22 protein-coding genes are annotated in these 26,341 nt (G+C 59.1%); 2 read left to right on the plus strand and 20 right to left on the minus strand.

Translation table 11 applies throughout. The annotated features are described in order from the left end of the window. Positions 1 to 2: 2 nt before the first annotated feature. From J2S67_RS05570 to mraZ, 20 genes are all read right to left on the minus strand, one after another. Entirely contained in the window at positions 3 to 920 is a 918-nt protein-coding gene (locus tag J2S67_RS05570) for an RluA family pseudouridine synthase (protein ID WP_407682066.1), read from the minus strand. Then, positions 917 to 1,513 (minus strand): signal peptidase II, encoded by a 597-nt coding sequence (gene lspA / locus J2S67_RS05575; protein ID WP_070490518.1) that lies wholly within the window; start codon positions 1,511 to 1,513, stop codon positions 917 to 919. The genes J2S67_RS05570 and lspA overlap by 4 nt, the downstream gene beginning before the upstream one ends. 196 nt (positions 1,514 to 1,709) lie before the next feature. After that, entirely contained in the window at positions 1,710 to 2,348 is a 639-nt protein-coding gene (locus J2S67_RS05580; RefSeq protein ID WP_035754490.1) for a DivIVA domain-containing protein, read from the minus strand. Positions 2,349 to 2,515: 167 nt separating this feature from the next. Continuing rightward, positions 2,516 to 2,809, minus strand: a complete 294-nt coding sequence (locus J2S67_RS05585; protein ID WP_052048220.1) for a YggT family protein — start codon at positions 2,807 to 2,809, stop codon at positions 2,516 to 2,518. A 148-nt stretch (positions 2,810 to 2,957) separates the two neighbouring features. Further along, positions 2,958 to 3,518, minus strand: a complete 561-nt coding sequence (locus J2S67_RS05590; protein WP_035754487.1) for a cell division protein SepF — start codon at positions 3,516 to 3,518, stop codon at positions 2,958 to 2,960. A gap of 56 nt (positions 3,519 to 3,574) precedes the next feature. Then, positions 3,575 to 4,348 (minus strand): YggS family pyridoxal phosphate-dependent enzyme, encoded by a 774-nt coding sequence (locus tag J2S67_RS05595; protein ID WP_239446418.1) that lies wholly within the window; start codon positions 4,346 to 4,348, stop codon positions 3,575 to 3,577. 19 nt (positions 4,349 to 4,367) lie between these two features. Further along, positions 4,368 to 5,123: a polyphenol oxidase family protein gene (locus tag J2S67_RS05600; protein WP_310247055.1), complete on the minus strand. Its 756-nt coding sequence runs from the start codon at positions 5,121 to 5,123 to the stop codon at positions 4,368 to 4,370. Positions 5,124 to 5,127: 4 nt separating this feature from the next. After that, the gene (ftsZ, locus tag J2S67_RS05605) at positions 5,128 to 6,330 is read right to left on the minus strand and encodes a cell division protein FtsZ (RefSeq protein WP_035754483.1); all 1,203 of its coding nucleotides are present in this window, start codon (positions 6,328 to 6,330) and stop codon (positions 5,128 to 5,130) included. Positions 6,331 to 6,606: 276 nt separating this feature from the next. Further along, positions 6,607 to 7,614 (minus strand): cell division protein FtsQ/DivIB, encoded by a 1,008-nt coding sequence (locus J2S67_RS05610; RefSeq protein WP_035754481.1) that lies wholly within the window; start codon positions 7,612 to 7,614, stop codon positions 6,607 to 6,609. Continuing rightward, on the minus strand, positions 7,611 to 9,077 hold the full coding sequence (murC, locus tag J2S67_RS05615; RefSeq protein ID WP_083285391.1) for a UDP-N-acetylmuramate--L-alanine ligase: 1,467 nt from the start codon (positions 9,075 to 9,077) through the stop codon (positions 7,611 to 7,613). Before murC ends, J2S67_RS05610 begins: the two co-directional genes overlap by 4 nt. A gap of 76 nt (positions 9,078 to 9,153) precedes the next feature. After that, entirely contained in the window at positions 9,154 to 10,269 is a 1,116-nt protein-coding gene (gene murG / locus J2S67_RS05620) for an undecaprenyldiphospho-muramoylpentapeptide beta-N-acetylglucosaminyltransferase (RefSeq protein WP_035754479.1), read from the minus strand. 23 nt (positions 10,270 to 10,292) lie between these two features. Further along, a complete protein-coding gene (gene ftsW, locus J2S67_RS05625; protein WP_070490524.1) occupies positions 10,293 to 11,570 on the minus strand; it encodes a putative lipid II flippase FtsW in 1,278 nt (425 codons plus the stop codon). 103 nt (positions 11,571 to 11,673) lie between these two features. Continuing rightward, entirely contained in the window at positions 11,674 to 13,212 is a 1,539-nt protein-coding gene (murD, locus tag J2S67_RS05630; protein ID WP_083285393.1) for a UDP-N-acetylmuramoyl-L-alanine--D-glutamate ligase, read from the minus strand. Continuing rightward, on the minus strand, positions 13,209 to 14,318 hold the full coding sequence (gene mraY / locus J2S67_RS05635; protein ID WP_035754478.1) for a phospho-N-acetylmuramoyl-pentapeptide-transferase: 1,110 nt from the start codon (positions 14,316 to 14,318) through the stop codon (positions 13,209 to 13,211). The genes murD and mraY overlap by 4 nt, the downstream gene beginning before the upstream one ends. A gap of 3 nt (positions 14,319 to 14,321) precedes the next feature. Beyond that, positions 14,322 to 15,812, minus strand: a complete 1,491-nt coding sequence (locus tag J2S67_RS05640; RefSeq protein WP_070490526.1) for a UDP-N-acetylmuramoyl-tripeptide--D-alanyl-D-alanine ligase — start codon at positions 15,810 to 15,812, stop codon at positions 14,322 to 14,324. Between the two features lie 17 nt (positions 15,813 to 15,829). Beyond that, the gene (locus tag J2S67_RS05645; protein ID WP_310247065.1) at positions 15,830 to 17,476 is read right to left on the minus strand and encodes a UDP-N-acetylmuramoyl-L-alanyl-D-glutamate--2,6-diaminopimelate ligase; all 1,647 of its coding nucleotides are present in this window, start codon (positions 17,474 to 17,476) and stop codon (positions 15,830 to 15,832) included. A gap of 8 nt (positions 17,477 to 17,484) precedes the next feature. Beyond that, positions 17,485 to 19,287, minus strand: a complete 1,803-nt coding sequence (locus J2S67_RS05650; RefSeq protein ID WP_052048215.1) for a peptidoglycan D,D-transpeptidase FtsI family protein — start codon at positions 19,285 to 19,287, stop codon at positions 17,485 to 17,487. Positions 19,288 to 19,314: 27 nt separating this feature from the next. After that, positions 19,315 to 20,151 (minus strand): hypothetical protein, encoded by an 837-nt coding sequence (locus J2S67_RS05655; protein ID WP_070507111.1) that lies wholly within the window; start codon positions 20,149 to 20,151, stop codon positions 19,315 to 19,317. Further along, a complete protein-coding gene (gene rsmH, locus J2S67_RS05660) occupies positions 20,148 to 21,167 on the minus strand; it encodes a 16S rRNA (cytosine(1402)-N(4))-methyltransferase RsmH (protein WP_052048254.1) in 1,020 nt (339 codons plus the stop codon). The genes J2S67_RS05655 and rsmH overlap by 4 nt, the downstream gene beginning before the upstream one ends. A 345-nt stretch (positions 21,168 to 21,512) precedes the next feature. Further along, complete coding sequence (mraZ, locus tag J2S67_RS05665) at positions 21,513 to 21,944, minus strand: division/cell wall cluster transcriptional repressor MraZ (RefSeq protein ID WP_035754472.1); 432 nt, start codon at positions 21,942 to 21,944, stop codon at positions 21,513 to 21,515. Between the two features lie 508 nt (positions 21,945 to 22,452). Between mraZ and J2S67_RS05670 the strand changes: the two genes are divergently transcribed. Then, entirely contained in the window at positions 22,453 to 24,780 is a 2,328-nt protein-coding gene (locus J2S67_RS05670) for an adhesin domain containing protein (protein WP_310247069.1), read from the plus strand. A gap of 67 nt (positions 24,781 to 24,847) precedes the next feature. Continuing rightward, complete coding sequence (locus tag J2S67_RS05675; protein ID WP_310247071.1) at positions 24,848 to 26,338, plus strand: G5 domain-containing protein; 1,491 nt, start codon at positions 24,848 to 24,850, stop codon at positions 26,336 to 26,338. Positions 26,339 to 26,341: the final 3 nt, after the last annotated feature.

The following is a 26,341-nucleotide window of genomic DNA, read 5'->3' on the forward strand; positions in this document are numbered from 1 at the left end:
GTTCACTCTTCACGCAGAAGCTCGAGTGCATCCACAAGATCCTGCGGATACGGGGCATCCAGGTACATCTCTTCCCCGGTGACTGGATGTGTGAAACCTAACTCTTTGGCGTGCAGCCACTGGCGCGTCAGGCCCAGTTTTGCCGCCACGGTCGGGTCAGCTCCGTACTGCTGATCCCCCACGAGTGGGTGGCCCATCGCGGAGAAATGCACACGGATCTGGTGGGTGCGCCCAGTCTCAAGTTTGACCCGCAACAGCGAGGCGATCCCGAATGCCTCTTCAAGCTTGTAATGGGTCACGGCGTTGCGGCCATCCGTGACTACAGCGAAACGCCACGTCGCGTTCGGGTGCCGGCCAATCGGTGCATCGATGGTGCCTTCCATCGGATCAGGTAGCCCTTGGACCACGGCGTGATAGATCTTGGTCGGCGTGCGGTCTTTGAACGCTTGCTTGAGCCCGGCATAGGCGGGTTCGGATTTCGCAACAACCATGAGCCCCGATGTGCCCACATCGAGGCGCTGTACGATACCGGCACGCTCTTGCGCTCCTGAAGTTGCGATCGCAATACCCTGGCGTGCCAGCTGTCCCGTGACAGTCGGCCCCGCCCATCCCGGGGAGGGGTGCGCGGCGACCCCGACCGGTTTGTTGATCACCACAAGGTCGGCGTCTTGATACACAATCGGGATGTCCTGCACGGGTTCCTCCACTTCTTCAGCCGCTTCGATCCTCACCGTAATCTCAGAACCGGCGTCCGGGCGCATCGACTTCAAGCCACGCTGCCCATCCACGCTCACCTGTCCGTCTTGGATCATCTGAGCCGCGAGCGTTCGCGAGACGTCTGCGGCTTTAGCGACCACCACATCGAGCCGTTGTCCCGTACCTGCCACCGTGATGATGCGCGCATCAGATTCGTAACTCACGCGTCCTCCTGAGCGACTGTTTCCCCGCGTTCGCTGGGGCTTGCTCCGCTGGAGCTTCCCCCGCTAGAGCTGCTTTCGCTCAAGCTCTGTTCTTTCAGCTCCTTCAACGGCACGTTGCACCAGATCAACAACACGATCGCGACCACGCTGCATGTGATCAGGGAGTCTGCGATGTTGAAGATCGCGAAATTGCCAACCGAAATGAAGTCCACCACGTGGCCGTGTCCGAAAGCTGGTGGGCGGAAAAGCCGGTCCGTCAGGTTACCGAGCGTTCCGGCGAGCAACGAAGCAAGAGCGATGGTCCACAAACGCGAGCGTGTCTTGAACAACGTGATCACTACCGCCACGGAAACCACCGCCATGAAGACGGTGAAGACCCATGTGAAGTCCTCACCCATCGAAAACGCCGCACCCGGGTTCCGGATCGAATACCACTTAAACCACGGCTCGATGACCCAACGGATCTCGCCGATTCTCATCTGCGTTTCAACCCAATACTTGGTCAGCTGATCAAAGCCGTAACCGATCACCAGAATGATGCCCGCGATGATCGCGAGACCTCCACGGGATGCGGTGCTCTTCGACGTTGTCATAGGTACCCTTCTGGTGCCGGAAATCAAATGGATTCAAAAGCTCGATAGTTATAGAGCTACAGCCACAGGTATAAGGCTACAGATACAGTTCAAGGCGGTGACCCTGATCAGGGTCACCGCCTTGAAGCTGGCTTAGAACTAGATCAGAACAGTGTCCTTAGAACTGTGCCGATGCTGAGAACTGTCGTGCCGATGTTTAGATCTGTGCCGAGATTGGGGTCTGGCCGTCAAGATCAGATAGCTGGTCTGCGATGTAGTTACGCAGACGGCCGCGGTAATCGGCTTCGAAGGCCTTGAGGTCTTCGATCTCGTCTTCGAGCATGCTCTTCTTCTGTGCAAGATCATCGAGCGTGCGACGCTTGGTTTCTTCGGCGTCGTCGGTGGTCTTCTTAGCTGCTGCTTCAGCGTCAGAGACAAGCGACTGCGCCTGAGCCTGTGCCTCGGAAACGATGCGATCGCGTTCCTGAGCGCCCTGGTTGACGTATTCGTCGTGGAGGCGCTGGGCCATCTGCAGAACGCCTGCGGCCTCGTCTGCGGTGCCACCGCCAGACGTAGATACCGGGAACGTTGCCTCGGTTGCCGCAGAGACTGGCATGACAGGCTCTGGAACATCGTGGTCTGCGGTCTCCGAGGTTGCGGAGACTGGTGCAGGAACAACGTTTCCTTCCTGGCATTCAGCCAGCTGGCGGCGCAGCTCGGCGTTCTCATCATTCAGGCGACGAAGTTCTTCTACAACCTCATCCAGGAAGTCATCGACTTCGTCCTGGTCGTAGCCTTCACGGAACTTCGTTGGCTGGAAGCGTTTGTTGACTACATCATCCGGCGTGAGGGCCATCTGATCTCCTCGATTACTCGGGTACGGTCACCAGCGATACTTTCGCCAGTCACGATGAATAAAGACTTAGAAACGCCTGTGCTGCGGATCAGCTCGACGCTTGCTTGATAACAACTATATAACGATTTTCGCTTTTTTGCGATGTTGACCGCTATTAGCGTCACAGCCTACACAAATCCTACACCCATTTGGAACACAAGTCCCTTCACAATGGACACCACGAAGAACACGAGAATGAACGAAAGGTCCAGCTGGACGCCGCCGAAATTCACCGGAGGCATCGCCTTGCGAACCCACCCGAGCAGGGGTTCTGTGGTGCGGTTGACAGTGCTCGCGAATACAAGAGCGGCGCCCCGCGGGCGCCAGTCACGAACAAAAGAGTCGATGAAACTCACGACAATGCGCGCCATTAGCAGATACATAAACACGCTCAACGCCAGATAAATCACGCCAAAGATCACGCCGATTGCCTCCGATTATCTTTCGATCTCGTCCCTTGCGAGCCGTATCGCCCCACAAGCGCCACTGCGTAGCCACCGAGCGATTCGGCGGCTACTGACAAAATCGGTAGCTACCGAACAAGTCAGTAGCTACCGAGAAAGGTGAAACTTAGCTTTGGTTGAAAAACGCTGACTGGCTATCCCCAGTGAGTTCTTCACCCAAAATTTCAACGCCATGCGGAGTGAGCAAGAAGACCTTATTGGTTACACGCTCAATATTGCCGCGTAGAGCGAACACGAGTCCAGCCGAGAAATCAACAAGACGCTTGGCCTCAGACTCCCCCATGTCAGTGACGTTCATGATCACCGGAATACCATCACGGAAGCTCTCACCGATCGTCTTGGCATCGTTGTAAGAGCGCGGGTGAACAGTCGTAATCTGACGCAACTCAGTGTCCTCCTCCGGCGCGGACGCCGCGCGCTTGATGGGCGTCACCGGAGCGCGGAATTCTTCCGCAGCTTTCGGCGCCGTCTCGGGCTGTGCAACTTCTACCAGTTGCGGTTTAGCCGGTTCTGGCTTCACCTCTACTGGCTTGGATTTTACCTCTTGGCGCACCTGCTCCGAAACGGCGGGCTTAACGGTCTTCGCCGGCTCAGGACGCTTGAGGTCTTCATCCTCCGCCTCAGCCAGGCCTAGGTAGATCATGGTTTTGCGGAGGGCTCCTGCCATCGGATTCTCCTTAAGTAGATGCGTAGGTGCCTATGAAATTCAGGCACCTTTCAAAGCTAACGCACAGGTGAGCGAGAACCCAGCACATCCGACCCGATGCGTAGGTGTGTCGCCCCTGCAAAAATTGCTTGCTCTAGATCATGACTCATACCGGCCGAGATTCCACTCGCATCCGGGTGTGTTTCTTGAATTCGATGGGCCAGTTCACCTATCCGCTGAAAAGCTATCTCTGGCGCCTCATCTAGGGGTGCAACAGTCATAACACCACGCAACTGAAGACCCGGATTTTCAGCGATACTGTCGGCCAATTCGGGCGCATTATTAATACTTACGCCGCCGCGGCCATCATCGGGCTGGTCCTTCCGCACATCGACCTGAACGTAGCAACCAAGCGGTTCGAAACCTTCGTCCACCCGACGTTGCCCAGCCCTAGCCAGCGCCTTCACAAGTGAGGCACGATCAACCGAATGAATTTCCTGTGCATACCGGACCACACGATTAACTTTGTTGCTTTGCAACTGGCCGATGAAGTGCCAACGCAAATCCGGTGCATATTCGGCTAGTGCTGCGGCTTTAGGTGTAGCTTCTTGCTCGCGGTTCTCCCCCACGTTGCGTACCCCGAGGTCATACAGGGCAGCGACATCCGATGGTGGGAAGAACTTTGTGACCACAATGAGCGTGGGTTCCTCGGTTCGCCCCGCCTCCTTGGTTGCTCGCGTGATGCGCTCTTTGACTGCGCTGAGGCGGGTTGCAAGTTCTTCGCGGCGGGAATCGGTTGCGTTGAGGCTTGGTGTCTGCAGGTCCTGGGGTTGCCCGTGGGTGTTGCTCACTGTCTACCTCTTTTTATTCCTATTGAATGTTTCGCTGATAGATGATGGTCGCGTTGCGCTCGTGCTTGTTTTCTCCGCGGTAGGAGTACCAAGCGGAGTTCTCGAGTGTGCATTCGTCTGCCTCATGCACCAAGACTCCGTATTCTTCTAAGATGGCGCGGCTTGCTCGCGGCAGATCTAAAGATGGTGTTCCCCAGCTGGTGGTGGAAGCGATAACTTCCGATGCGGCCCCTGGCAGTGCGGCGACCGCATCGGTAACCATCGTTTGGGGCACTTCATAGCACCGCCCACAGATCGCCGGCCCGATCCACGCTTCAAGCTCGGCTGCATGTTGGTCGGTCAACGCTTTCAGGGTGTTCTGAATAACTCCGTCGATAAGACCTGTACGCCCGGCGTGAACTACTGCCGTAGCGGTGCGGCCTGCCGGGAGGCTCGCCGCGATCGCAATCGGTATGCAGTCTGCTGTCAACACGGCGGGGGCATACCGTGCACTGACATCGACCAACGCATCAGCTGTTGGCACATTGTGCTCTCGCTGGCACGTGTCAGCCCAAGCACCATCGGAATCAATGACCGCTACGAACGGGCTATGCACTTGCGACATGAAAGCCAGCGAACCCGGCTTCATACCAAGACGCTGTTCAACACGTGTCCGCGCGTGCAACACAAGCGCAACGGAGGGGCCCTCTACCGTATGTACGGCGAGGTTCCCCTCCGTGCGGCCTGTGAACGCTACGGCAACGTCCGGGTGAAGTGTGAACGTTTCGCAGCGCATTGGTTTACTTCAAGAAATCCGGGACATCCAGTGCGTCGCGCCCCGGTGGCATGACCGGTTCCACAACCTCTGGAACGTCGTTCTCTTCGTCTTCTTCTTCGATGCTGGCAGGAACCGGCAGGTCCTGTTCCTGTGTTGGGACCGGATGAGGCACCGCAGCGAGCGTCGGTGTTCCCGATGCCTGTTCATCAACGCGAGGTGGAACAGGCTGTTGGTTCGACTGGCTCACCTGGCTAGGCTGAGCCGGGCGGGAGGTCTTATCAACCTGGTCGAATCCGGCAGCGATGACGGTGATGCGCACCTGGTCGCCCATCGATTCGTCGATTGCGGAGCCAACGATGATGTTGGCTTCTGGGTGAACGACTTCCTGGACCAAGCGTGCCGCATCGTTGATCTCGAACAGGCCCAGATCCGAGCCGCCCTGGAAGGACAACAGAACGCCCTGCGCGCCTTCGATGCTTGCTTCCAAAAGTGGGGAGGCAATAGCCTGCTCGGCTGCCTCGAGTGCACGGTTCTCCCCGCTTGCGGCACCGATACCCATGAGCGCGGAGCCCGCGCCTTCCATGACAGTCTTGACGTCTGCAAAGTCGAGGTTGATCACGCCTGGGGTTGTGATGAGGTCCGTGATGCCCTGCACTCCTGAGAGCAAAACCTGGTCTGCGGCCTTGAACGCATCCAGCATGGTGATGCGTTCGTCAGAGATGGCAAGCAGGCGGTCGTTCGGAATCACGATGAGGGTGTCAACCTCATCACGCAACGCGTCGATGCCAGCTTCTGCCGAGTTCGCACGGCGGCGGCCTTCGAACGTGAACGGGCGGGTCACAACACCGATAGTCAAAGCACCCAGCGAGCGAGCGATGCGAGCGACGACAGGGGCCGCGCCCGTGCCGGTGCCGCCGCCTTCACCTGCGGTCACGAAAACCATGTCAGCGCCAGTGAGAAGATCGTTGATTTCTTCTTCGTGATCTTCTGCAGCCTGACGGCCAACATCCGGATTAGCGCCGGCGCCGAGGCCGCGGGTCAGTTCGCGACCAATTTCAAGGGTCACATCCGCTTCAGAGAGCATGAGCGCCTGAAGGTCAGTGTTGATGGCAATGAATTCGACGCCACGGAGGCCTTCCTCGATCATACGGTTGACTGCGTTGACGCCACCGCCGCCAACACCGACCACCTTGATGACGGCGATGTTTTCTTGTCCAACTGCCACGTTTTGGGTCCCTTGCTCGTAGGTATGTGCTCGTAAAAATAAGCTGACGCCGGAGCATCATGCGGTCCATGTGTATTGCATGGTGCTGAAGCGATCTCCGAGCCTATATATCGAGTAAACCGCCCACGCTAGGCCGCTTCAAACCTTGCGTGCGGCGTGTCGTTATGCCGGAGGGGAATTCATCCCTCAAGCGTCCATTTTGGCCGCTTTTCATTCCATATCTTTCAACCGTTGGTTGAAGCTCTTGGTTCTCGCCAGGCTACGCCACTCGTGCGATTATTCATTGCTCGTGACGGGTCGCTGAGGCGTTGAGACATCAATGACCTTGTCTTTGACGTCTTTTTGGTTGAGGAACGTTTCAACCAACGCGGCCTTCATAGGCCCGTCCTCAGGTCCGCCCCACACAATCTTACGCCCGTCACGCAACTTGAACGTCACGGTGTCCACTGATTTCGCTTCTGCCTGCTTCAACGTAGCCAAAACGCCACCGGGAAGTTCCGCAAGCGCCTGGACTACACCGTCGAAAATCTGATGCCCAGGGTCTTTCTCCGGAACACGCACCAGAGGCAGCTTATCGGCCTCATCACCAGATACTTCCTTGAGCGCCACGCCGTTATCGCCAACGATCATCTTCTTACCGTCGCGTTCCATGACAGCAACCTGTCGATGCTCAACAACCTCAACGCGCAGATCATGCGGACCATCCAGCTGGATACGGACATCCTGAATAGCGGGGAACTTCTTCAGAAGACCCGTGATCTCCCGGTTGTTAAGACTGCCGACCGGTTTCCCCTCCAGCGGCTTAAGCGCCTCAACGATCTTGGCGCTATCGGCAAGTTTCGAACCGGAAACGCTGACCTTTTCAACCTTGGCTAGCGGGCTGAACGACAACGCAACCATGCCGCCCACAAACAGCAAGCACGCCCCAACACCAGCCATCCGGCGCCACTTCTTCCGTTTGCGAGCCTGATCCTTCTTATGAGGCCGAATCGGCGTCGGAGCAGGTAACGGCGCCTCGCTCTGAGACTCTGGAACGAGCTCAGAGTCCACATCAGGCTGAGAGTCCGCCTCTGGCTGCGGTTCAGGTGGCGGCGGTTCAAACTGGGACACCGGAGCAACGCCGTCTGCCGCCGTGCTGTCTTGCGCTGTGCTTTCTTGCTCCGTGCTGTCTTGCCTAGCTCCGGGCTGCTCAGCGCTGTCTTGTTTAGCGCTGTCTTGCTCAGCGCTGCCTGTTTCCTTGGGACGGGCTACCGCGCTGAACTCAAGCTCGTCATCGGATTTCATCCTGTGTATGTTTCACCGCCCTCGGAATCTTCGTAGCCGTCCTCCTCGATGGCTTCCACGATCTGTGTGCCAAGAGCTGTGACATCACCGGCACCGAGCGTTAGAACCACGTCCCCTGGACGGGCAAGCTCCGCAAGCCGTTCGGCAACATCCTCGGGATCAACCAGCGCATACTCAACACCCACGTGGTCAGCGATCAACTGGGTGGTTACCCCCGGGATGGGGTCTTCACGGGCAGGATAGATGGGAAGCAACGTGACCGTGTCAGCAAGGGAGACCGCATCAGCGAAGCCGTGCGCGAAATCTCGCGTCCGGGAGAATAGATGCGGCTGGAACACAGCGTGCACGCGCCCCTCGCCTGCAACATCGCGGGCCGCGCCAAGGGCCGCGGTCACCTCCGTTGGGTGATGCGCGTAATCGTCATACACGCGAACGCCTCGCGCCTGTCCCTTGTAATCGAAACGGCGAGAGGCCCCCTGGAACTCTGAAAGCGCATCCGCGCACGCCTGCGGTTCGAAGCCGAGCAGAACACCCACCGAGATCGCGGCCACCGCATTCAAAACATTGTGCGCGCCAGGAAACGGTAGATCCAGCTGGGCCACACCACTTGGCGTTGTGACCTTAGCCGTGGCACCAATCCCGTGAGGTTGCATGCGGGAAACACGCACATCGGCGTCAGAGGTGAAACCGTAGCCAACCACTTTCGGGCCATGTCCAGAAGCCGAAACCTTAGCCGCAAGCTCGGCGCCGCCAGCGTCATCCAGGCACACCACCACAGCGCCGCCTTCCGGAACGCGCTGAACATGCTTTTCGAAAGCCTCCGCAACAGCCTCAGCGGTCCCATAATGGTCCAGGTGATCCGGCTCAATATTTGTCACCACAGCGATGCGCGGCTCATAGTTCAAGAAAGAGCCATCCGACTCATCAGCCTCAGCAACGAAAATATCGCTGCCTCCGGCGGCCGCGTTCGTTCCCAAACCACCCACCGTGGCACCCACCGCAAAAGAAGGGTCAGCGCCCAACGTGGACAGCATCGTCGTGATCATCGAGCTCGTGGTGGTCTTACCGTGCGTACCGGCAACCGTGACCGACCTGCGGCCCTTCATAACCAACGCGAGCCCCTCGGAACGATGCAGAACGCGCACGCCAGCCTCACGCGCGGCAACCAGCTCAGGGTTATCCTCACGAATCGCAGAGGACATCACGATCGTGTCCACACCATCAACGTGCTTGGGCTTGAAACCAACGAACGTACGAGCACCGGCGGCCTCAAGCTCATCCAGAACCGGCAGATCCTTCGCATCCGTCCCGGAAACCTCCACGCCCGCAGCAAGATACAGCCGCGCAACCGCAGAAACCCCCACACCTCCAATGCCCAAGAAGTGAACCCGACCCAAATCAGACAGATTCAGCTCGTCAACAGTTCGCTGTGTGGAACGGGTATCAGAACCCGAAGCATTCATGGTGTGGTTCCTCCACTCACGGCCCCTCAATCCACAATGGCTAAGAGGCCTCGAAACAATTTTGAGATGCCTAACTTCACTGAGAAGAACGCTGGGAAGCGTGCTGTGAAGCAATATCGACAATGGTTCTCGCCATCGTCTGCGCCGCGTCAGTAATACCAACGGTAGCCGCCGCGATACCCATCCGCTCAAGACGCACCGGATCATCGAACAGAGCCATCACGTTCTCAATCAGCCAGCCGCTAGTGAGCTCGGCATCCTCAACCATGAGAGCCGCATGGGCATCAACTAGAACTTTACCGTTGAGCGCCTGCTCACCGTTACCCACCGGCAACGGAACCAAAATACCCGGCAATCCCGCGGCCGCGACCTCACTCACCGTGCCAGCGCCGGCACGGCACACGATCACATCCGCGGCCTCATACGCCCGCTCCATCGCATCCACGTAAGCGAGCTGAACGTACGCGGCACCATCAGTGGCGCCTTGAGCCTCAATACCCTTACCCACACCAGTGATGTGCAGAACCTGCACCCCACGGCGCGTCAGCTCCTCAACAGCACCAGCCAAAGCCCTATTGAGATTCACAGCCCCCAAAGACCCGCCGGTAACCAACAGCGTTGGCGCCTCCGGATCCAAACCGAAACCACGCCGAGCCTCAGCCGCGCCCCCTGCACGGTCCAGATTCGCGATCGCCTCCCGCATCGGCATCCCCACATGCCTAGCGTCAGCGATCTTCGTCTCAGCGAAAGCCGTACCAACAAACGCGGCCTTCTTCGCGCCCATCTTATTGGCCATCCCCGCACGAATATTCGCCTCGTGGATCACCACCGGAACCTTAGCCTTGAACGCAGCCTTATACATCGGCGGGCACACATACCCACCCACACCGACCACCACATCGGCATCAACGCGACGCAGAATCTCCGCGGCACGGCGGCCAGCATCAAGATACTTACGCGGAAACTGCAGTGCCGCCTTATTCAGCCGCCGCGGCATCGGAGCCTTAGGGATCAACTCCAATTCGAAACCCGCATCGGGAACCAAGCGGCTCTCGAGCCCCTCCTCGGTACCCACTACCGTGATCCGTGCATCAGGGTGCATCCGGCGAACCGCACGAGCCATCGCCAACAACGGCGAAACATGGCCGGCAGAACCGCCACCCGCAAACACAATAGAAAGCTCAGAACTCACGCCTGACCCCTTCTCGCCCAACGCTAAACTCCGTCCTTCTCACTAGCGTCAGTTACAGCAACGCTATGTACAACAGCCTCACTACCGTCAGCGTCTTCCTCAGCCGCTGAGGCAGCTACAAACTTTGCACGCTGAGAAGCCATAATCTCAGTCCGTGCAATGTTCAACACCAATCCCACGCCAATCAACGTAGACAAAAGTGCCGAACCACCATAAGAAATAAACGGCAACGGGACACCGATCACCGGAAGCATCCCAGAAACCATCCCGATATTCACGAAAGCCTGGAAGCCGATCCACGCCATCACGCCGCCACACACAACCCGCGAAAACAGCGAATCCCCCCGGAAACCGATCCGGTAGATACACACGATCATCACCATGAACGCCGCGATAATCGTGAGCGTGCCCCACAAACCGATCTCTTCACCGATGATCGCCACAATGAAGTCATTCTGCGCTTCCGGGATGTAGCTCCACTTCAAACGCGACTGGCCTAAGCCCACGCCCGTCCAGCCGCCAGAAGCCAACGCGAAACGGCCCTGCAACGCCTGGAACCCAATCCCCTGCGCATCGTCCTCTGCGCCCTGACCCGCGAAAGACAAGATGCGCATCATACGGTTTGGGCTAGCAAAAACAGCGACCACCGTCATCGCAAGCCCCGCAGCCCCAAGCAAACCCATGACACGCCACGGAGCGCCCGAAACCAGGTACATCACCGCGAGGATCCCGGCGAGCACCAGTACCTGCCCGAGGTCCCGCCCCAGCAGCACCAAAGCAATCGCCATGCCCACCACCACAGCAACCGGAACCAGTGCATGCATCGGCTGATCCATCACACGACGTTTACGCTCAAACATCGTGCCGGCGAACAGAACCATGACAGGTTTGAGCATCTCAGACGGTTGCAAGGTCACCGGACCAAACTGGAGCCAGTTCTTATTACCGTTGACATTGACACCGATCACCAGAACCAACGCCAGCAACCCGAGCATCCCGATCATCGCAATCCACGCCAGACGCTTGAGCCACGCGGTCGGCATCGCCATCATCACGAACATGCCCACGATGCCCATCACACCGAAGGTCGCCTGTTTGATGAACAGCGAATACGGGTCGCGGTCAGCGGACACGAACTCGACGGCCGAGGAGGACAGCACCATCACGAAACCGAACGCCGTCAGCAACAGTGTGGAAGCGATCAAGACATAGACCGTGGTGCGCAGGCCCGCGGCGTCTGTGAGTTCGATGCGGCGCATCTGGCGGCGAAGGAACCCTCTACGTGGCTTAGCGGTGGCCATGGGTACCTCCTGCAGTTCTCCGGTATGGTGCCTCATCCGATGGTTGCTGTGCACGGCCGGTGGCCTTGCTCAGCTGGTTGCCTGTGTGTCAGCGCTCGGCGGTTTATTCGGGTGATTTACCGAGTGCCTCAGCGACAGCCTTCGCGAACGCGTGGCCGCGGGCCGCATAGGAGGCGAACTGATCCATGGACGCCGATGCTGGCGCGAGCAGGACGGTGTCGCCTTCCTGTGCAACGCTGAGCGCGTGGCTGACAGCTTGCTTCATGACGGCCTCACCAAGTTCTGGTGTGACCTTATTAGGCTTACCAGTTTCTCCCACCTGGGTCCGAAGAACGGGGACGTTGGGCGCGTGTTGAGTGAGAGCTTCCTCAAGTGCGCTCGTATCAGTGCCGATCAACACCACTGCCCGAAGGTGGTGGCTGTGCTGCTGAACAAGTTCGTGGTACTCAACGCCCTTGGCTAATCCGCCAGCTACCCACACCACGCTCGGATACGCAGCCAGTGCCGCATGAGCTGCATGCGGATTGGTTGCTTTAGAGTCATCGATCCACGTGACACCATCAGCTTCGGCGATCGTCTGGATGCGGTGCTCACCACGGTCATAGGCCCTCAAGCCAGCGGCAACACCTTCGGCGTTGATACCGGCAGCACGCGTCAGTGCCGCGGCAGCCAACGCGTTCGCGACAGTGTGATGGGCTGGACGCGGCCCCAGATCAGATAGCTGCGCAAGCTCTTGGGCCTGCGTGCGGCGCTCCGCGATATAGGCGCGGTCCACCAGCAGGTCCTCAACCACACCAAGCATCGAAACGGCCGGGCTCTGAGTTGTGAAGCCAATCCCCCGGCACCCTTCAACCACATCGGCTTCTTCAACCATCGCAAGCGTGACCGGATCTTCCGCGTTGAAGATCGCCGCGATCTTGGTGCGCTCATAGATTTTGGCTTTATCGGCCTTGTACTGTTCAAAACCGCCGTGCCAATCGACGTGATCCTCAGCGATGTTGAGCACCGTGGATGCCAGCGGAGAGATCGAATACGTATGGTGTAGCTGGAAGCTGGAAAGCTCAACCACCAAAACGTCATAGCCTTGCGGGTCCCGGATTGCATCCAAGACCGGCGTTCCAACGTTGCCGACCGCGATCGCACGGAAGCCGTCCTGACGTAGCATCTCCGCTGCCATCGTCACGGTCGTGGTCTTACCGTTGGTGCCGGTCACGCACAACCATTCCGCTGGTTCGGCCAACTCGCGGCCATCGCGTACACGCCACGCAAGCTCAATCTCGCTCCACACAGGAACCCCGGCTTCGCGCGCCTGAACCAGCAACGGGTGGCTCGGCCGCCAACCTGGGGAAACAATCACAAGATCAGGTTGTTCACCATCGACCGCAGGCATGGCCTCGACGTGCTCGGTACCGAGTTCAACCGATACCGCACCAACAATTTCCAAGGTCTGTTTGCGTTCGCGGTTGTATTCGTTATCAACACCATCGACGACAGCGACCTTCGCGCCGAGCTCAACCAAAGTGTCAGCGGCTGCGAAACCACTCGCGCCGATGCCGGCTACAACAACACGCAGCCCGCCCCAATCAGCACCCCACGAATCGAGGTGTTCAAGTCCTCCCAGCATGGGTAGCTGCTTGGTCATACTCTCACCAGCCAGTCCAGATAGAACAAGCACAAGCCCGCGATCACGAACAGGCCGCCCAAGATCCAGAAACGCACCACAACGGTGACCTCTTGCCACCCCTTGAGCTCAAAGTGGTGCTGGAGTGGAGCCATGAGGAACACGCGTTTGCCACCGGAGAGTTTGAAGTAGCCGACCTGGATGATCACGGACAGTGAGATCAGCACGAACATGCCCGCAATCACGATCAGTAGCAACTGGGTGCGGCCCAGGATCGCGAACGCCGCTACAGCGCCACCGAGCGCGAGCGAGCCGGTGTCGCCCATGAAGATGCGTGCGGGTTTGGTGTTCCACCACAAGAAACCAACGAGCGCACCGATCAGGATCACAGCCCAGATCGCAAGATCCATAGGGTCGCGGACTTCGTAGCATCCCCCCGCCATGGCACGATGCGTGCCGCAGCTTTGGGTTTCCTGCCACAACCCGATGAGGGCGTACGCTGAGAACACGAAGATCGAAATACCTGTCGCCAAGCCGTCGAGGCCATCAGTCAGGTTTACGCCGTTGGTGGTTGCGGTTGCGATCAAGTTAGCCCAGATCACGAACAGGACCCCGCCGAAGATAGGGCCTGCAAAGCTCAAATCAAGCCACGGGATATCGCGTGCCGCGGAGATCATCATGGAGCCAGGCGTGCGGCCCTGCTCATCCGGGAACATGAGCGCAAGCACCGCGAAAGACACGCCCACGATGCCCTGGCCGAGGATCTTCTGCCACGGGGTTAGCCCGAGCGAACGTTCCTGCCGGATCTTCGCGTAATCGTCAAAGAAACCGACCATGCCCATCCCGGCCATAAGCAACAGCAGCAAGAGGCCCGATGCGGTTGGTCCCGCGGTCGGCGAACCCAACAGCGCCAGAATCAGGTGAGTCAGGAAGTACGCGAGGATCGCGGCCGTCACGAACACGGCGCCGCCCATCGTGGGGGTTCCGCGTTTGGACATGTGGCTTTGCGGGCCGTCTTCGCGCACGAACTGCCCATAGCCGCGGCGAGTCAGCAAACGGATGAACAGCGGGGTGCCTGCGAAGGAAATGATGAGGGCTATGACGCCACCGAGTACGAGTCCGAGCATGTATCAGCCCTCCCGTGTCTGCTCAGCGTTAGCGAATTTTTCACCGAACCAGCGTAGTCCTGCCCCGTTCGAGGATTTGAAGAGCACGACGTCGCCTGGCTGGACGTTATCGTTGAGGAAAGTTTCGGCTTCCTCAGTGGTTTCGAACCAGTATGCCTCTTCACCCCACGAGCCTTCCTGGACCGCTGCGGAGTGGATCGGTTTAGCGCCGCGGCCCACAACCACCGTTTTAGAGATGTTGAGGCGTACCGCCATGCGGCCGAGCCGGTCGTGTTCGGTGATGGAGTCTTCGCCGAGTTCGAGCATCTCCCCCAGCACGGCCCATGTGCGGCGGGGCTCGCTGTGCGGGTTTCCACGTTCGATCTCAGCGAGCAGCTGGAGGGCTGCCATCATGGATTCCGGGTTGGCGTTGTAGGCGTCGTTGATGACGGTGACGCCGTCTGCGCGGTCAGTGCGTTCCATCCGGTGCCGTGAGATTGCCCCGAGTCCGGAGAGAGTGTCTGCGATCAGCCCGGATTCGATCCCGGCTGCGCTGGCCGCGGTCGCCGCGGCCAAAACGTTGGCTACGTGGTGGCGGCCAACTAGGCCAGAGGTGACTTGCCGGACGGAGCCGTCTGGGAACGTGAGGGCGACGACGGGGTGGCCGCTCCCATCCAGGTGCACGTTGGTTCCGTAGACGGCACCAGCGATGTTGTCCTCGCTGTCTCCAGCAGCGCCGAGGGATGCGGTTGCTGGGTCGCTTTCGGTGAAAGCCCAGACGGGTGCGTGTGCGGCTTCGCGCATGTTCCACACCGTGGAATCGTCCTTATTGAGCACCACAGCGCCCTCAGGGCCGACCGCTTCAACGAGCTCACGTTTGGTGAGAGCGATGTTTTCGATGCCGCCGAACTCGCCCACGTGGGCGGTGCCGACCATGAGGACCACGCCGATATCTGGTTTGACGATGTCGGCGAGGTAGGCGATGTTCCCGCGCTGGGTGGCCCCCATTTCGGCGACCAGGTACCGGGTATCTTCCGTCATCTCGAAGACGGTGAGCGGCAAACCTACCTCGCCGTTATAGGAGCCTTGCGGAACCACGGTGGGTCCTTTATGGCTCAAAATAGCGCCTAGGAGGTCTTTAGTGGTGGTTTTGCCTGCGGAGCCGGTGATACCGATCACGGTGAGCTCACCGTGATCGCGGACCGTTTCAACCACGTGGCGGGCAAGCACACCCATCGCGTCAACAACGTTGTTGACGATGACCATCGGCAGCGGCTGACCTGCGGCGTCGGTGACTTCGCGTTCCCCGAGGACCGCTACCGCGCCGTCGCCGATGGCGCTTGCAGCGAATTCGTGTCCGTCGGTCCTCTCCCCTGGCTTCGCTACGAACAGCGCGCCGGGGGTGACCTCGCGGGAATCGGTGGTGACTGAACTGACGTGCGCGTCAGTATTCACCGGGCCGTACAGGCGGCCTCCAGTGACTTCGGCAAGTTGGGAAATGGTGAGAGTGATCATTGTTCTGTGGACTGACTCTACTCGGTCTTGCTGGTTTGTTGCACGAGTGCGGCTCTTGCCTCTTCACGGTCGTCGATGGGGACCATGATTCCGCTGACTTCCTGGGCGGTTTCATGCCCGCGGCCGGCAAGCAACACAACGTCGTTTTCGTGGGCCATCTGGATGGCCTGGTGAATGGCTGTGGCACGTGGCGCGGCTTCAATGACCGTCGCGCCGGTGCGTGCGGCCGCTTGTTGCGCTCCTTCGATGACGGCGGCGCGGATGGTTGCCGGGTCTTCATCGTGCGGATCGTCATCGCTGACGACCACGATGTCAGCGTTTTCTGCTGCGATGCGGCCCATGATGGGGCGTTTGAGTTGATCGCGTTCCCCGGTTGCACCGAAGATTACGATCACTCGGCCTTCTTGCGTACGCACGGATGCGAGCGCTCGTTCAAGCGCGTCAGGGTTGTGAGCGAAATCGACGATTACAGCGGGGCGAGTTGATACGACCTCCATGCGCCCAGGGACGCTCGGGGTCAGCGGGGATGGCTCGGCAGCTATTGCTTCTTGTAGCTTGGCCGCCGGAACGCCAGAGGCGATAACCATAACCAACGCGAGCGCTGCGTTGGCGACGTTGAATTCACCTGGCATGTCCACGTGGGCGTCCAGGGTTTGGGACACACCGGCGCTGTCGGCTGGGCCTGTGAGCGTGAAACGGTAGCCGAGGTGCTCACGGCGGATATTTGTCACGTTCCAGTCGGCTTCCGCACCGTCCTTGGTTTCAGTAGCGTTCACCGAGAGGGTTTGCACCGGGATGCTCGCGGTTTCAGCGAGTTTCTTACCCCACTCATCGTCTACGAGCACAACCCCGCGACGCGCGTGTTGGGGGGTGAACAGCTCGGCTTTGACGTTGAAGTATTCCTCCATGGAGCCGTGTAAGTCCAGGTGGTCTTGGGTGAGGTTGGTGAACCCCACAACGTCGTAGAGCAGCCCACTGATGCGGTGAAAATCGATCGCGTGGGAAGAGACCTCCATCGCGATGGTGTCCACACCGGATTCGCCCATACGGGCCCGCAAAGAATGCAGCTGGGTCGCTTCTGGAGTGGTGAGTTTAGCCTCGATGGTCTCGGTTCCGGACTGGATTTCGATGGTCCCGATGAGCCCGGTGTGGTGCCCAAGTGCGGTGAGGAGGGAGCGCACCATGTAGGTTGTGGTGGTTTTGCCGTTGGTTCCGGTAACACCGATGAGGGCTGGCAGCGGCGCTGGGCTCTCACCTGAGCTGTTGGTGGATGAACTGTAGATGCTTGCGGCGAGATCCCCCAGCTGGGTGCGCAAGTTTTCGGTCACCACAACGGGTGTGCTCGTCGCGCTTGTCTGTTCAGCGCCAGCCTGCCCCGAAGCAATGATGTCTGCACCGGCGGCGTCGGTCACGATCGCGGCAGCACCGGCCTCGATTGCTTGGGCTGCGAAGCGTGCCCCGTGGGTTTTCGCCCCAGGTAGAGCCGCATAGAGGTCGGACTCCTGGACGGCACGGGAGTCAAGCGTTATCCCGGTGACTAGGGTTTCAGCTTCGGTGCTGCCGAGGGTGGCGTGTGGGAAGAGCTGTGCAAGCGTCACACCGGCTGTGTGGTTTGGCCGGAAGGCTCGTTCAGCTTGCGCCGCACTGGTGGGGGTCTCAGACACGGGTTTCCTTACCATGGATAGTTTTGTCGTTCGCCGGAGAATACTTTATATGCTTGCGACTTCGATTCCGTTGGCGCGAGCCCTCGGCTACGTACGGTGGCTTCCATGATGCGCGTGAATGTGTCCCCGACCGACCAGTCTTTCCAATTACCTTTCGGGTGGTGCATGGTCACGAGTACAAGGTACTGGGGGTCTTCGGCTGGTACCAGCCCGCCGAAGGCTTGCGAGTGTTGATCGAACTTTCCGCTGGGGCCCTGGGCCTGTGCGGTACCGGTTTTACCGGCTACCCGGTAGCCCGGCATCTTCATTGCGTACGCGGTGCCGTTGTCAACCACCGATTCCATGGTCCGCATCATGGTTTTCGAGGTTTCCGGGCTGATAACGCGGCGTTTGTCGCCGGTCGGCGCTTTAGTCTTATTACCTTCCGCGTCGACGTAATTTTCGACGATGGTCGGCGTGATTTGTTCGCCTCCGTTGGCGATGCCTTGGAACATGGATGCGGTGTTCATGGGTGAGAGCGAATAGCCTTGCCCGAACATTGTGGTGAGGCGTTGACGTTGGTCCCAGTTCTCTGAGTTCAGGAGGATCCCGGGGTTGCCGGGGCCGAGGCCTACGTCGAGGGAAGAGCCGATGCCGAGGTTCTTCATGAACTCGTAACGATCCTGATCGGTGAGCCGTTCGCCGATCATGACGGTTCCGGTGTTATAGGAGCGAGCGAAGATGCCGGCTCCAGTCATGTTAAAGGTTGCGTGCGGCATCGAGTCAGAGATGACTTCGGTACCGAACTTTTTCTTATTCGGCACTTTGAAGTTTTCCTCGGGTTTGAGTTTGCCTTGCTCATAAGCGAGCGCGAACGTCGGGACTTTACCCGTGGATCCCGGCTCGATCGCTTGGGAGATCGCCGTGGATGTACGGTAGTCGGCTTCGGTGTCGGCGGGATCGTTGGGGTCCATCGGTGTCGAGTCAGCCAACGCCAGAATGCGCCCGGTTTTAACGTCCATCACGATCGCGTTGACCCAGAGGGCGTTGAACTGCTTGCGTTTGGCCATCACGGCTTCTTGGGCGGCCCACTGGATGTCTTGGTCGATTGAGAGCTGCACGTCTTGGCCGTCAACGGCCTCTTTTTCGGCTAGTGCCGCACCGGGGATGCGGACCCCGTCTGCGGAGCGTTCATAGACGCGTTCCCCTGGGATGCCTTCGAGGTATTTCTGTTGTGAAAGCTCGATGCCGCTGGCACCTACGCCTTCCGCGTTGGTGAAGCCAAGCACTTGACCTGCGATGGGCCCGTTGGGGTATTCGCGGTGGGCGCGTTGTTCGCTGGTCATCCACGGGAACCCGACCCGTAGGACGGCTTCCCTGACTTTAGGGGTCACATTTTTCGCGATGACCGAGTACCCGTTCTTGGGTTGCCCCTCAACACCGAGCATGAGGTCACGAACTTTATCGGGGTCTTTGCCGAGCTCGTATGCGACTTCTTCCGCGGCCTGCTGCGCGGTGATCGTTTCCCTCTTCCCCGTTTCTGGGTCTTTGCGGGTGAACTCTTCGGTGACGAGGTTCTGGTTGACGATCAGGTCGTAGCGCACTACGGACATCGCGAGGACTTCGCCCTTGCTGTCGAGGATGCGGCCGCGGACCGGGTGCAACTCCTCAGTGGTTGTGCGTGAGGAGAGCGCGTCTGCTGCGGCCTGTTTGGAGTCGATTCCTTGAACCCAGATCATGCGCCCAGCAAGCACGAGCATGAGCAAGAGGACAAGCATGAGCAGCGTCCGCATGCGGTAGACGGAGCGAACCTCGGCCGTGCTGCGTGCCATGGATGACTCCCCTCGTGTGATTAGTGTCTAGTCACCAGCGTTATCTGAGCTGGTCTGCGGACCTGGAATGCTTCCGCCATTGAGGTCCTTACCGGAAAACGGCTTGGTGTTCTTTTTATTATCCCCGGCAGCTTCTTTGGCTTTCCCCTTCTTGGAAGGGGTGTCGCTGACCTTGCCGCGCTCCCCTTTCGCATCATCACGAGCGCCCTTCTCCGCCGCGCCGCTCTGAGGCGAACCCGCTTTCTCAGAGCCAGCCGCATCCGGGCTTGTCGGTGCGGGAGCCTGTGCGCCCTGGGCGGTGTTCTGTTTAGCCTTTAGTTCTTGTTGGGCGCGGGCGAGTTCGCGCTCGTTATAGTCAGGTTCGCGCGGGGCCTTGACGTGCGGGCCTTTGGCGAGATCGTTGCCCTGTTTCTTGGCTTCGGTCGCTTTGCCGTAGATCTCCTTTTTATCCACATCGATCGTGGCAGCACTTCCGGATGCGGTCATTCCCAGCTGTGCCGCGCGTGCCGCGAGGTTCTGCGGGGACTTCTTGTTGAACAGTTCACTGCTGCGTGCTTCATTGTCTTGCGTGAGCTTCTGCTCCTGCTTTTGCAGCTGCACGAGTTCGTATTGCCCTTTGGCTACCTTGACGTTGATGCCCAGAGCCGTCGCTACCGTCGCCGCCATGATCACAAGGCACAACAGGATGAAGCTCAACACTTTCTTGCGGGGCTTGTACTCGATAACCGAGAGCGGTTTCCGCGTTTCAGTGCGAACGCCCTGAGGGGTTTCGGCTACGCGAAGCTGACTCGCGGTTCCGCTGAATTCCTCGGTTTGCGGTTCCGCGTGGGCGGGTTCGGCCCTGAGCAGTGGTTGCGCGCTCATGAGTTCCTCCTAGAGCGATGGCTAAAGCGGTCTGTGTAGTGGTGGCGGCTGAGGGGTTCGCGGATGCGTTCGACCGCTCGTAGTCTTGCTGCGGCGGCACGGGAGTTTTCTTCGACTTCCCTTTCCGTCGGTTTCTCGTTGCCGCGGGTTATGAGCCGATATTGGGCTTTGTGTTCTTCGGGTTCGATGGGTAGCCCTACCGGCGCGGATGAGGTCGTTGCTTGCGCGAAGGCGTATTTAACGAGCCGGTCTTCGAGGGATTGATAGCTCATGACCACGATGCGGCCTCCGTTAGCGACGGCATCGAGGGCTGCAGGTAGCGCGGATTCAAGGACGGCCAGTTCGTTGTTGACTTCAACGCGGAGCGCTTGGAAGGTCCGTTTGGCGGGGTGTCCGCCCTTGGTTCCGCGCGGGTAGGCGTCGATGATGAGCTGGGCGAGTTGCCCGGTCGTCGTGAACGGCTCAGTTTCGCGTGTGCGCAGGATCGCGTCGATGATGCGGCGTGCATGGCGTTCTTCGCCGTAAGCCTTGAGCACGCGGGTTAGCTGCTGATGCGTGTAGGTATTGACGACCTCGGCCGCGGTGAGTTCCGCGGTGGTGTCCATGCGCATATCGAGCGGGGCGTCGTAAGAATAGGCGAATCCGCGTTCACGTTCGTCGAGTTGATACGAGGAGACACCGAGGTCGAACAGGATGCCATCGACGGCTTCGATGCCAGCGGTTTCGAGTGCCTCGTCGATGTTGTCGTAGGTGGTGTGGCACGGCACTAGCCGGTCGCTGTATTCGGTGAGGCGCTCTGATGCCATGACGAGCGCATTGGTGTCGCGGTCGATACCGATCACGTGGACGTCCGGGTTGCGTGCAAGCAACTGGTAGGTGTGGCCACCCATGCCTAGGGTTGCATCGATAACCCACGGTGTGCGGCCGGCGTCACGCGCGGCGTCGATTCCGGGTTGCAACAGATCGAGGCAGCGCTCAAGTAACACTGGGACGTGGCGCTCAGCTGCCGACTGCACGCGGCCTGATGCTGCGCCATCGAAAGCGTGGGCATTAACTGCCTGACTTCCTGCCGCGCGCTTGTTCTTTGTCACTGTATTGCCACCTCCCTACGGGGTCTGTTGCTTGTGCTGATGGTTTAGGTAGAAGTCTTGGTGTTAAAGGCCTGGTGTTGGCAATTCGCTGGTGAACATTCGTTGGTGAAGATGCTCCGAGGGGCTCGTTCCCCCACCGCGTCCCTGGCGGCTGGCCCGGCTCAGGGGAAGTTGAGTCGGGATATCCACTGGGTTTCGCGGGAGGAGAGCGCGCCCCTCGGTTTTCCGGTGTTTCTGATGCGTTGACTGGCTGGCGTGCCGGCAGGTGGATCAGAAGAATCCGGGTATCACTTCTTCATTTGTGTCTGAGAAGGAATCTTCCTGCTCAGCGAGGTAGGAGTTCCAGGCCTCGGTGTCCCAGATCTCCGCGCGGCTACCGGCGCCGATCACGGTCACGTCGCGATCGAGACCTGCGTAGGTCCGTAGCGGTTGCGGGATGGTCACGCGGCCCTGCTTGTCTGGCACCTCATCAGAGGCACCGGAGAGGAACACGCGAATGTAGTCCCGCGCTTGCTTGGAAGACATCGGGGCGGCCCGCAACTGCTCGTGGACCGCCTCGAATTCCTTCACGCTGAAAACGTAGATGCATCTTTCTTGGCCTCGGGTCAAGACGAGCCCTTTGCCCAACTCGTCACGAAACTTGGCCGGAAGAATGATGCGCCCCTTCTCATCAAGACGTGGCGTATACGTCCCAAGGAACATAACGCCACCCCTTTCCGAAAGTGGTGAGGTTCAGGGGGTCTGACTCCCTGAACTCCAGCTCGCTCCAACGCCCTCCACTTTACTCCACATCCCTCCCCCGTCAAGTGGTTTCTGGGTGTTTCATATATTTTCTGTGAATTGTCTATGCCTATTTTCCCGCGAGATTACGCGGTTTTTAGCGGCAGGGGTGAAAGTGGAGGATTAAAGGACGCCCAATCTACGCTGCAAGCGATAACCCCCAGTTTCACGCACAAAGAGCGGCTAAAGGTCGATCACGGGGGCGGCGGTGGATGGAAGTGGAGGAGGCCCCATTTGGGACTTGGGTAACACTTCAACCAACCTCCATGAGGGTTGGGTGACACCTCAACTAACCTCGCGGCAGATAGCGTCACTTTCCGGAAAGTGTTCATATCCACATGCGCCTTGTGAACGTATATGATGATTCATAGCTAAATCACAGCTTGAGGGTGTCGCGAGCACCGAAGAAGATTTCAATAAGGATTCATTGATGCGTACTCCACACAACACACGTGGGCTCAAACGTTCTGCGCGCTCGTCGTTAACTGCGCTATCTGTCATTGCTTTGACAGGTAGCTCGCTAGCGATTGCCCCTAGCTTCTTCTCCGCTGAGCCAGCCGCCGCAGCGTCTGCACTCTCGGGCGGAATCCGAGACAAAGCCGGCGCTGTGGAGCAGGAGCAACAGAAGCCCTCGGACCTGTTAGCCGGCTCGTGTGAAGTTTTCGGTGGCGGCTCATCTGGCAGTCAGGCCGGTTTCACATGGACAACCCTAGAGCCAAGCCAGCACAGCGCTGATAAGACCATATGGGGCTTGAGCCTCGCATTCGACAATTCGAAGGATCGAACGTTCGCAGCCTGGGGTTTTAGTAATTCTGGGCTCCTTAGTGGTGTCCTGGACCCCGGAACCATTTCCTCTATGGACGTCGGCCAGACTCTTTTTGGCGCTGAGGGACCGGTGACTGCTAAGGCCGATGAACAACTCGAGATCAAAGCCAGTCGTTCCCAAAGGAATCTGATCCTCAGCTCAGAACTGACCGGGGATAAGGTCAAGCAGTATGCACAGGCCGATGCTGGAAACCCCGTGCGTTATGCCTGGCAAGGAAAGTACACAAAAGATAACATTGACGGCCGCAAAGCGACTCAGGGCCAAAACGCTGGATTTACGGCTGTTGTGAATCCGTGGCCAAGCGAGAATGACAACTGCTCGCCTATTTCCGTGTCCTGGGAAAACCGGGAAAAGCTTGTGGTCACCCCGGGTGAAAAACTCAAGGTAGGCCGCATCAGTGCCGACGCCCCATCGATGCCGCGCATGGTTGTTGAAGCCTATGACTCTCAGGGCAAGTTTATCGGCACCAGCAACACTGAAGCTTCCGGTGGCCAAGCACGTTTGCGCGTCGAAGATAACGGAGACGTGTACTTCACAGTGCCTGAATACAAGGGCACGGAGCTCAACGCCCAACAGGGTGTCCGCTTCAGCGTTCTCGCCCTGCCACGCTCCGTTGAACAGCTGCAGGCTGCGATCGATGCGGACGCGGATAGTTACGGGCAGGCTTTCCAGGAATCCAATGCTCTGCCCCGATACAACAAAGCCAACGTCATCGACTCACACCAGTGGAGCCTCGACGATACCCAGTTCCATGACCCGAAATATGACAAGCGTGATGCCTCGATCATCTCTGGTGTTGAAAGTCCTCAAGGCCCGCTGGCTAAAGATCGCCAGTCAGTGACCTTCACCCAGGTACCGGACCTGATCAAGGACCTGGTGAAGAAGAAAGAAGACGGCGGTTTCGAAGCCGATGTCGAGCTTGATGAGAAGTACGTTTATGAAGGCTGGGACGCAACCCTGGACCCAGAAACCTATAACGTCACCGTCACAGCACCGAAGAACCCAACCCCAGGCACGTTCGCGCAGCCGCGGGTTGTGATCACATACTCCAACGGTTCCAAAGACGAGCTTCCGTTGCTGGTAGTTGTTGACCCGAACAACACGCAGGTAACGGACCTGGTCAAGCCTGCTATTGCACAAGGTAAGCCGAACCAGGACATCGATTCCCAGATCAAGACCAAGGCCATCATGAAGGGCCACAAGGCTGTGGCGCCGGCCAAGTACGAGGTCGATGATTCCTCTGTGCCTTCGGGCTGGACCGTGACCGTGGACAAGAACGGCAAGGTCACTGCGAAAGCTGACGACACCGTCCCGCTGGGAACCGTGATCTCCCCGAAGGTCAAGGCCACCTACCCGGACCACACCACCGACGAGGTCGAGGTGCAGTTCCAGGTTGTCAACGACATCAAGGTCCCGACCTACGGCACGGAAACCAAGAAGCCTGGCGAGAAAGCCAGCTTGAAGCCAACCCTGCCTGAGAAGGGTCTGAGCGGTAAGGAAAGCGACGAGGCACCAAGCCGTTACACCTTCGAAGACGGCACAACCACGCTCTCCAAGGACGGTTGGACCGTCACGATCGATGAGAACACGGGCGAGATCAGCACCGAGGTCCCGAGGGACGCAGAGCCAGGCGACCAGCTGGACATCCCTGTTCTGGCCCACTACGCATCGGGCGCTAAGCCTCAGGAAGCAACCGCTACGGTCTTTGTCATCAAGGGTGATGACATCCCGACCTACACCGTGGAATCCACCGGCCCCGGTAACTCTGTGGACCACCAGGTCAGCAACGCGCCGAAGGGCTCGACGTTCTCCTTCGGTAAGGACGGGGACCAGCCGATCCTCGAACAAGAAGTTGACGGCTGGAAGTACACGATCAACCCGGACACAGGAGTGGTCACCGCGACCCCCCCCTGCCGATTCCAAGCCAGGTGATCAGAAGACCATTAACGTCACCGTTGAGGCCCCAGACGGCTCTTCCCCGAAAGTGCCAGTCACCACGGTGGTCAATTTGAGCAACAACTGGGAAGCTGAACCGTCATATCCGGCGGAGACGGTCTACCCGGGCGGTACCGCGAAGCTGCCGGTCACGATTGATAAGCCGGAAAACGTCAAGGTTGCCGAGGACAACCCGTTCACGGTGGGTGATGTTCCTGCAGGCTGGACTGTAACGGTTGATGATAACGGCACGATCACCGCGACCGCGCCGGAGGATGCGAAGGCCGGAGACGAGGCGAAGATCCCCGTCACGGTGACCTACGCGGATGGCTCGAGGGACACCGCGGTTGCCGTGGTCAAGGTTGTGAACGTGCCGACGCGTGAGGTTCCGTTCAAGGTCGAATACAAATACGACGACACACTGCCTGCTGGCGAGTACAAGGTTGATACCGAGGGCAAGCCGGGTAAGGAAAAACAGAACAAGGACGGCACGTGGGAGCGCATTGAAGAACCTGTCAACGAGGTTGTTCGCGTGGGCACTAAGCCTGCCGAAAGCGCGAAGGACGTGACGTGGACCGTACCGATCCCGTTCCCTACTGAGGTTCGTGAGAACCCTGACCTGGCGCCGGGGGAAACCAAGGTTGTCCAGGAAGGTGAGGACGGCGAGAAGACGTTCACCGCTAAGTTCACCGCTAAGGGTGATCAGGCCGAGGTGGTCGAGGAGAAGACCACTAAGGAACCTGTCCCCCGCATTATCGAATACGGGCCTCGCCTGGGTACCCAGGAGTTGGTCACCACGGTGAAGAAGCCGGTTCCGTTCGAGACGGAGGTCGTGCTCGATGACGCCCTCGAAGCCGGCAAGCAAGTGGTCGAGCAAGAAGGCAAGCTCGGCGAGGACACCGTGACCTCGACGCAGAAGCTGGTTGACGGTAAACCATCCGGTGAACCTGTTGTTGAAACCAAGCGCACCGCGGAGCCGGTCAAACAGATCATCCGTGTAGGCACCAAATGCGATTGCGAGGACCCGTCGGACGGACCAACCGAGGAACCGAGTGAAAAGCCGAGCGATACGCCAACTGAGGAACCAAGCGAGGACCCGTCGGACGAGCCAACCGAGGAACCGACTGAGGGCCCGACTGAGGCCCCGAGCGATACGCCAACTGAGGAACCAAGCGAGGCCCCTTCCGAGGACCCAAGCGAGGCTCCAAGCGCGGCGCCGAGTGAATCGCCAAGCGAATCTCCTTCTGAGAAGCCGAGCGAGACTCCGAGCGACGGTCCAAGCGAAGGCCCTAGCGCCCCGGGCGGTGGAGACGGCGGTGACGGCGGTAAGCCGGGCCAGCCAGACAACCCAGCTCAGCCAGACAACCCAGCTCAACCAGAGACGCCGGGCCAGCCTGATGCGCCGGGACAGCCTGATAACCCGGGTGAGTCTGATGCGCCGGGTGGTTCGTCGTTGGCGCGTACCGGTATCGGCGCTGAAGGGGCGCTGGCTTCGGTTGCTCTACTGATGCTGGGTGGTGTCAGCCTGCTGGTTTTGCGTCGGCGCGCATCGTAGCGG

Origin of the sequence: Pseudoglutamicibacter albus, assembly GCF_031458175.1 — a bacterium.
GTDB classification, from domain to species: Bacteria; Actinomycetota; Actinomycetes; order Actinomycetales; family Micrococcaceae; genus Pseudoglutamicibacter; species Pseudoglutamicibacter albus.

Excerpts from the sequence above, each read along its gene's own strand:
- lspA (WP_070490518.1), bottom strand. The coding sequence starts at position 1,513 with ATGACAACGTCGAAGAGCACCGCATCCCGTGGAGGTCTCGCGATCATC.
- J2S67_RS05580 (WP_035754490.1), bottom strand. The coding sequence starts at position 2,348 with ATGGCCCTCACGCCGGATGATGTAGTCAACAAACGCTTCCAGCCAACG.
- J2S67_RS05590 (WP_035754487.1), bottom strand. The coding sequence starts at position 3,518 with ATGGCAGGAGCCCTCCGCAAAACCATGATCTACCTAGGCCTGGCTGAG.
- J2S67_RS05600 (WP_310247055.1), bottom strand. The coding sequence starts at position 5,123 with ATGCGCTGCGAAACGTTCACACTTCACCCGGACGTTGCCGTAGCGTTC.
- J2S67_RS05610 (WP_035754481.1), bottom strand. The coding sequence starts at position 7,614 with ATGAAATCCGATGACGAGCTTGAGTTCAGCGCGGTAGCCCGTCCCAAG.
- murC (WP_083285391.1), bottom strand. The coding sequence starts at position 9,077 with ATGAATGCTTCGGGTTCTGATACCCGTTCCACACAGCGAACTGTTGAC.
- ftsW (WP_070490524.1), bottom strand. The coding sequence starts at position 11,570 with ATGGCCACCGCTAAGCCACGTAGAGGGTTCCTTCGCCGCCAGATGCGC.
- murD (WP_083285393.1), bottom strand. The coding sequence starts at position 13,212 with ATGACCAAGCAGCTACCCATGCTGGGAGGACTTGAACACCTCGATTCG.
- mraY (WP_035754478.1), bottom strand. The coding sequence starts at position 14,318 with ATGCTCGGACTCGTACTCGGTGGCGTCATAGCCCTCATCATTTCCTTC.
- J2S67_RS05640 (WP_070490526.1), bottom strand. The coding sequence starts at position 15,812 with ATGATCACTCTCACCATTTCCCAACTTGCCGAAGTCACTGGAGGCCGC.
- J2S67_RS05650 (WP_052048215.1), bottom strand. The coding sequence starts at position 19,287 with ATGGCACGCAGCACGGCCGAGGTTCGCTCCGTCTACCGCATGCGGACG.
- J2S67_RS05655 (WP_070507111.1), bottom strand. The coding sequence starts at position 20,151 with ATGAGCGCGCAACCACTGCTCAGGGCCGAACCCGCCCACGCGGAACCG.
- mraZ (WP_035754472.1), bottom strand. The coding sequence starts at position 21,944 with ATGTTCCTTGGGACGTATACGCCACGTCTTGATGAGAAGGGGCGCATC.
- J2S67_RS05670 (WP_310247069.1), top strand. The coding sequence starts at position 22,453 with ATGCGTACTCCACACAACACACGTGGGCTCAAACGTTCTGCGCGCTCG.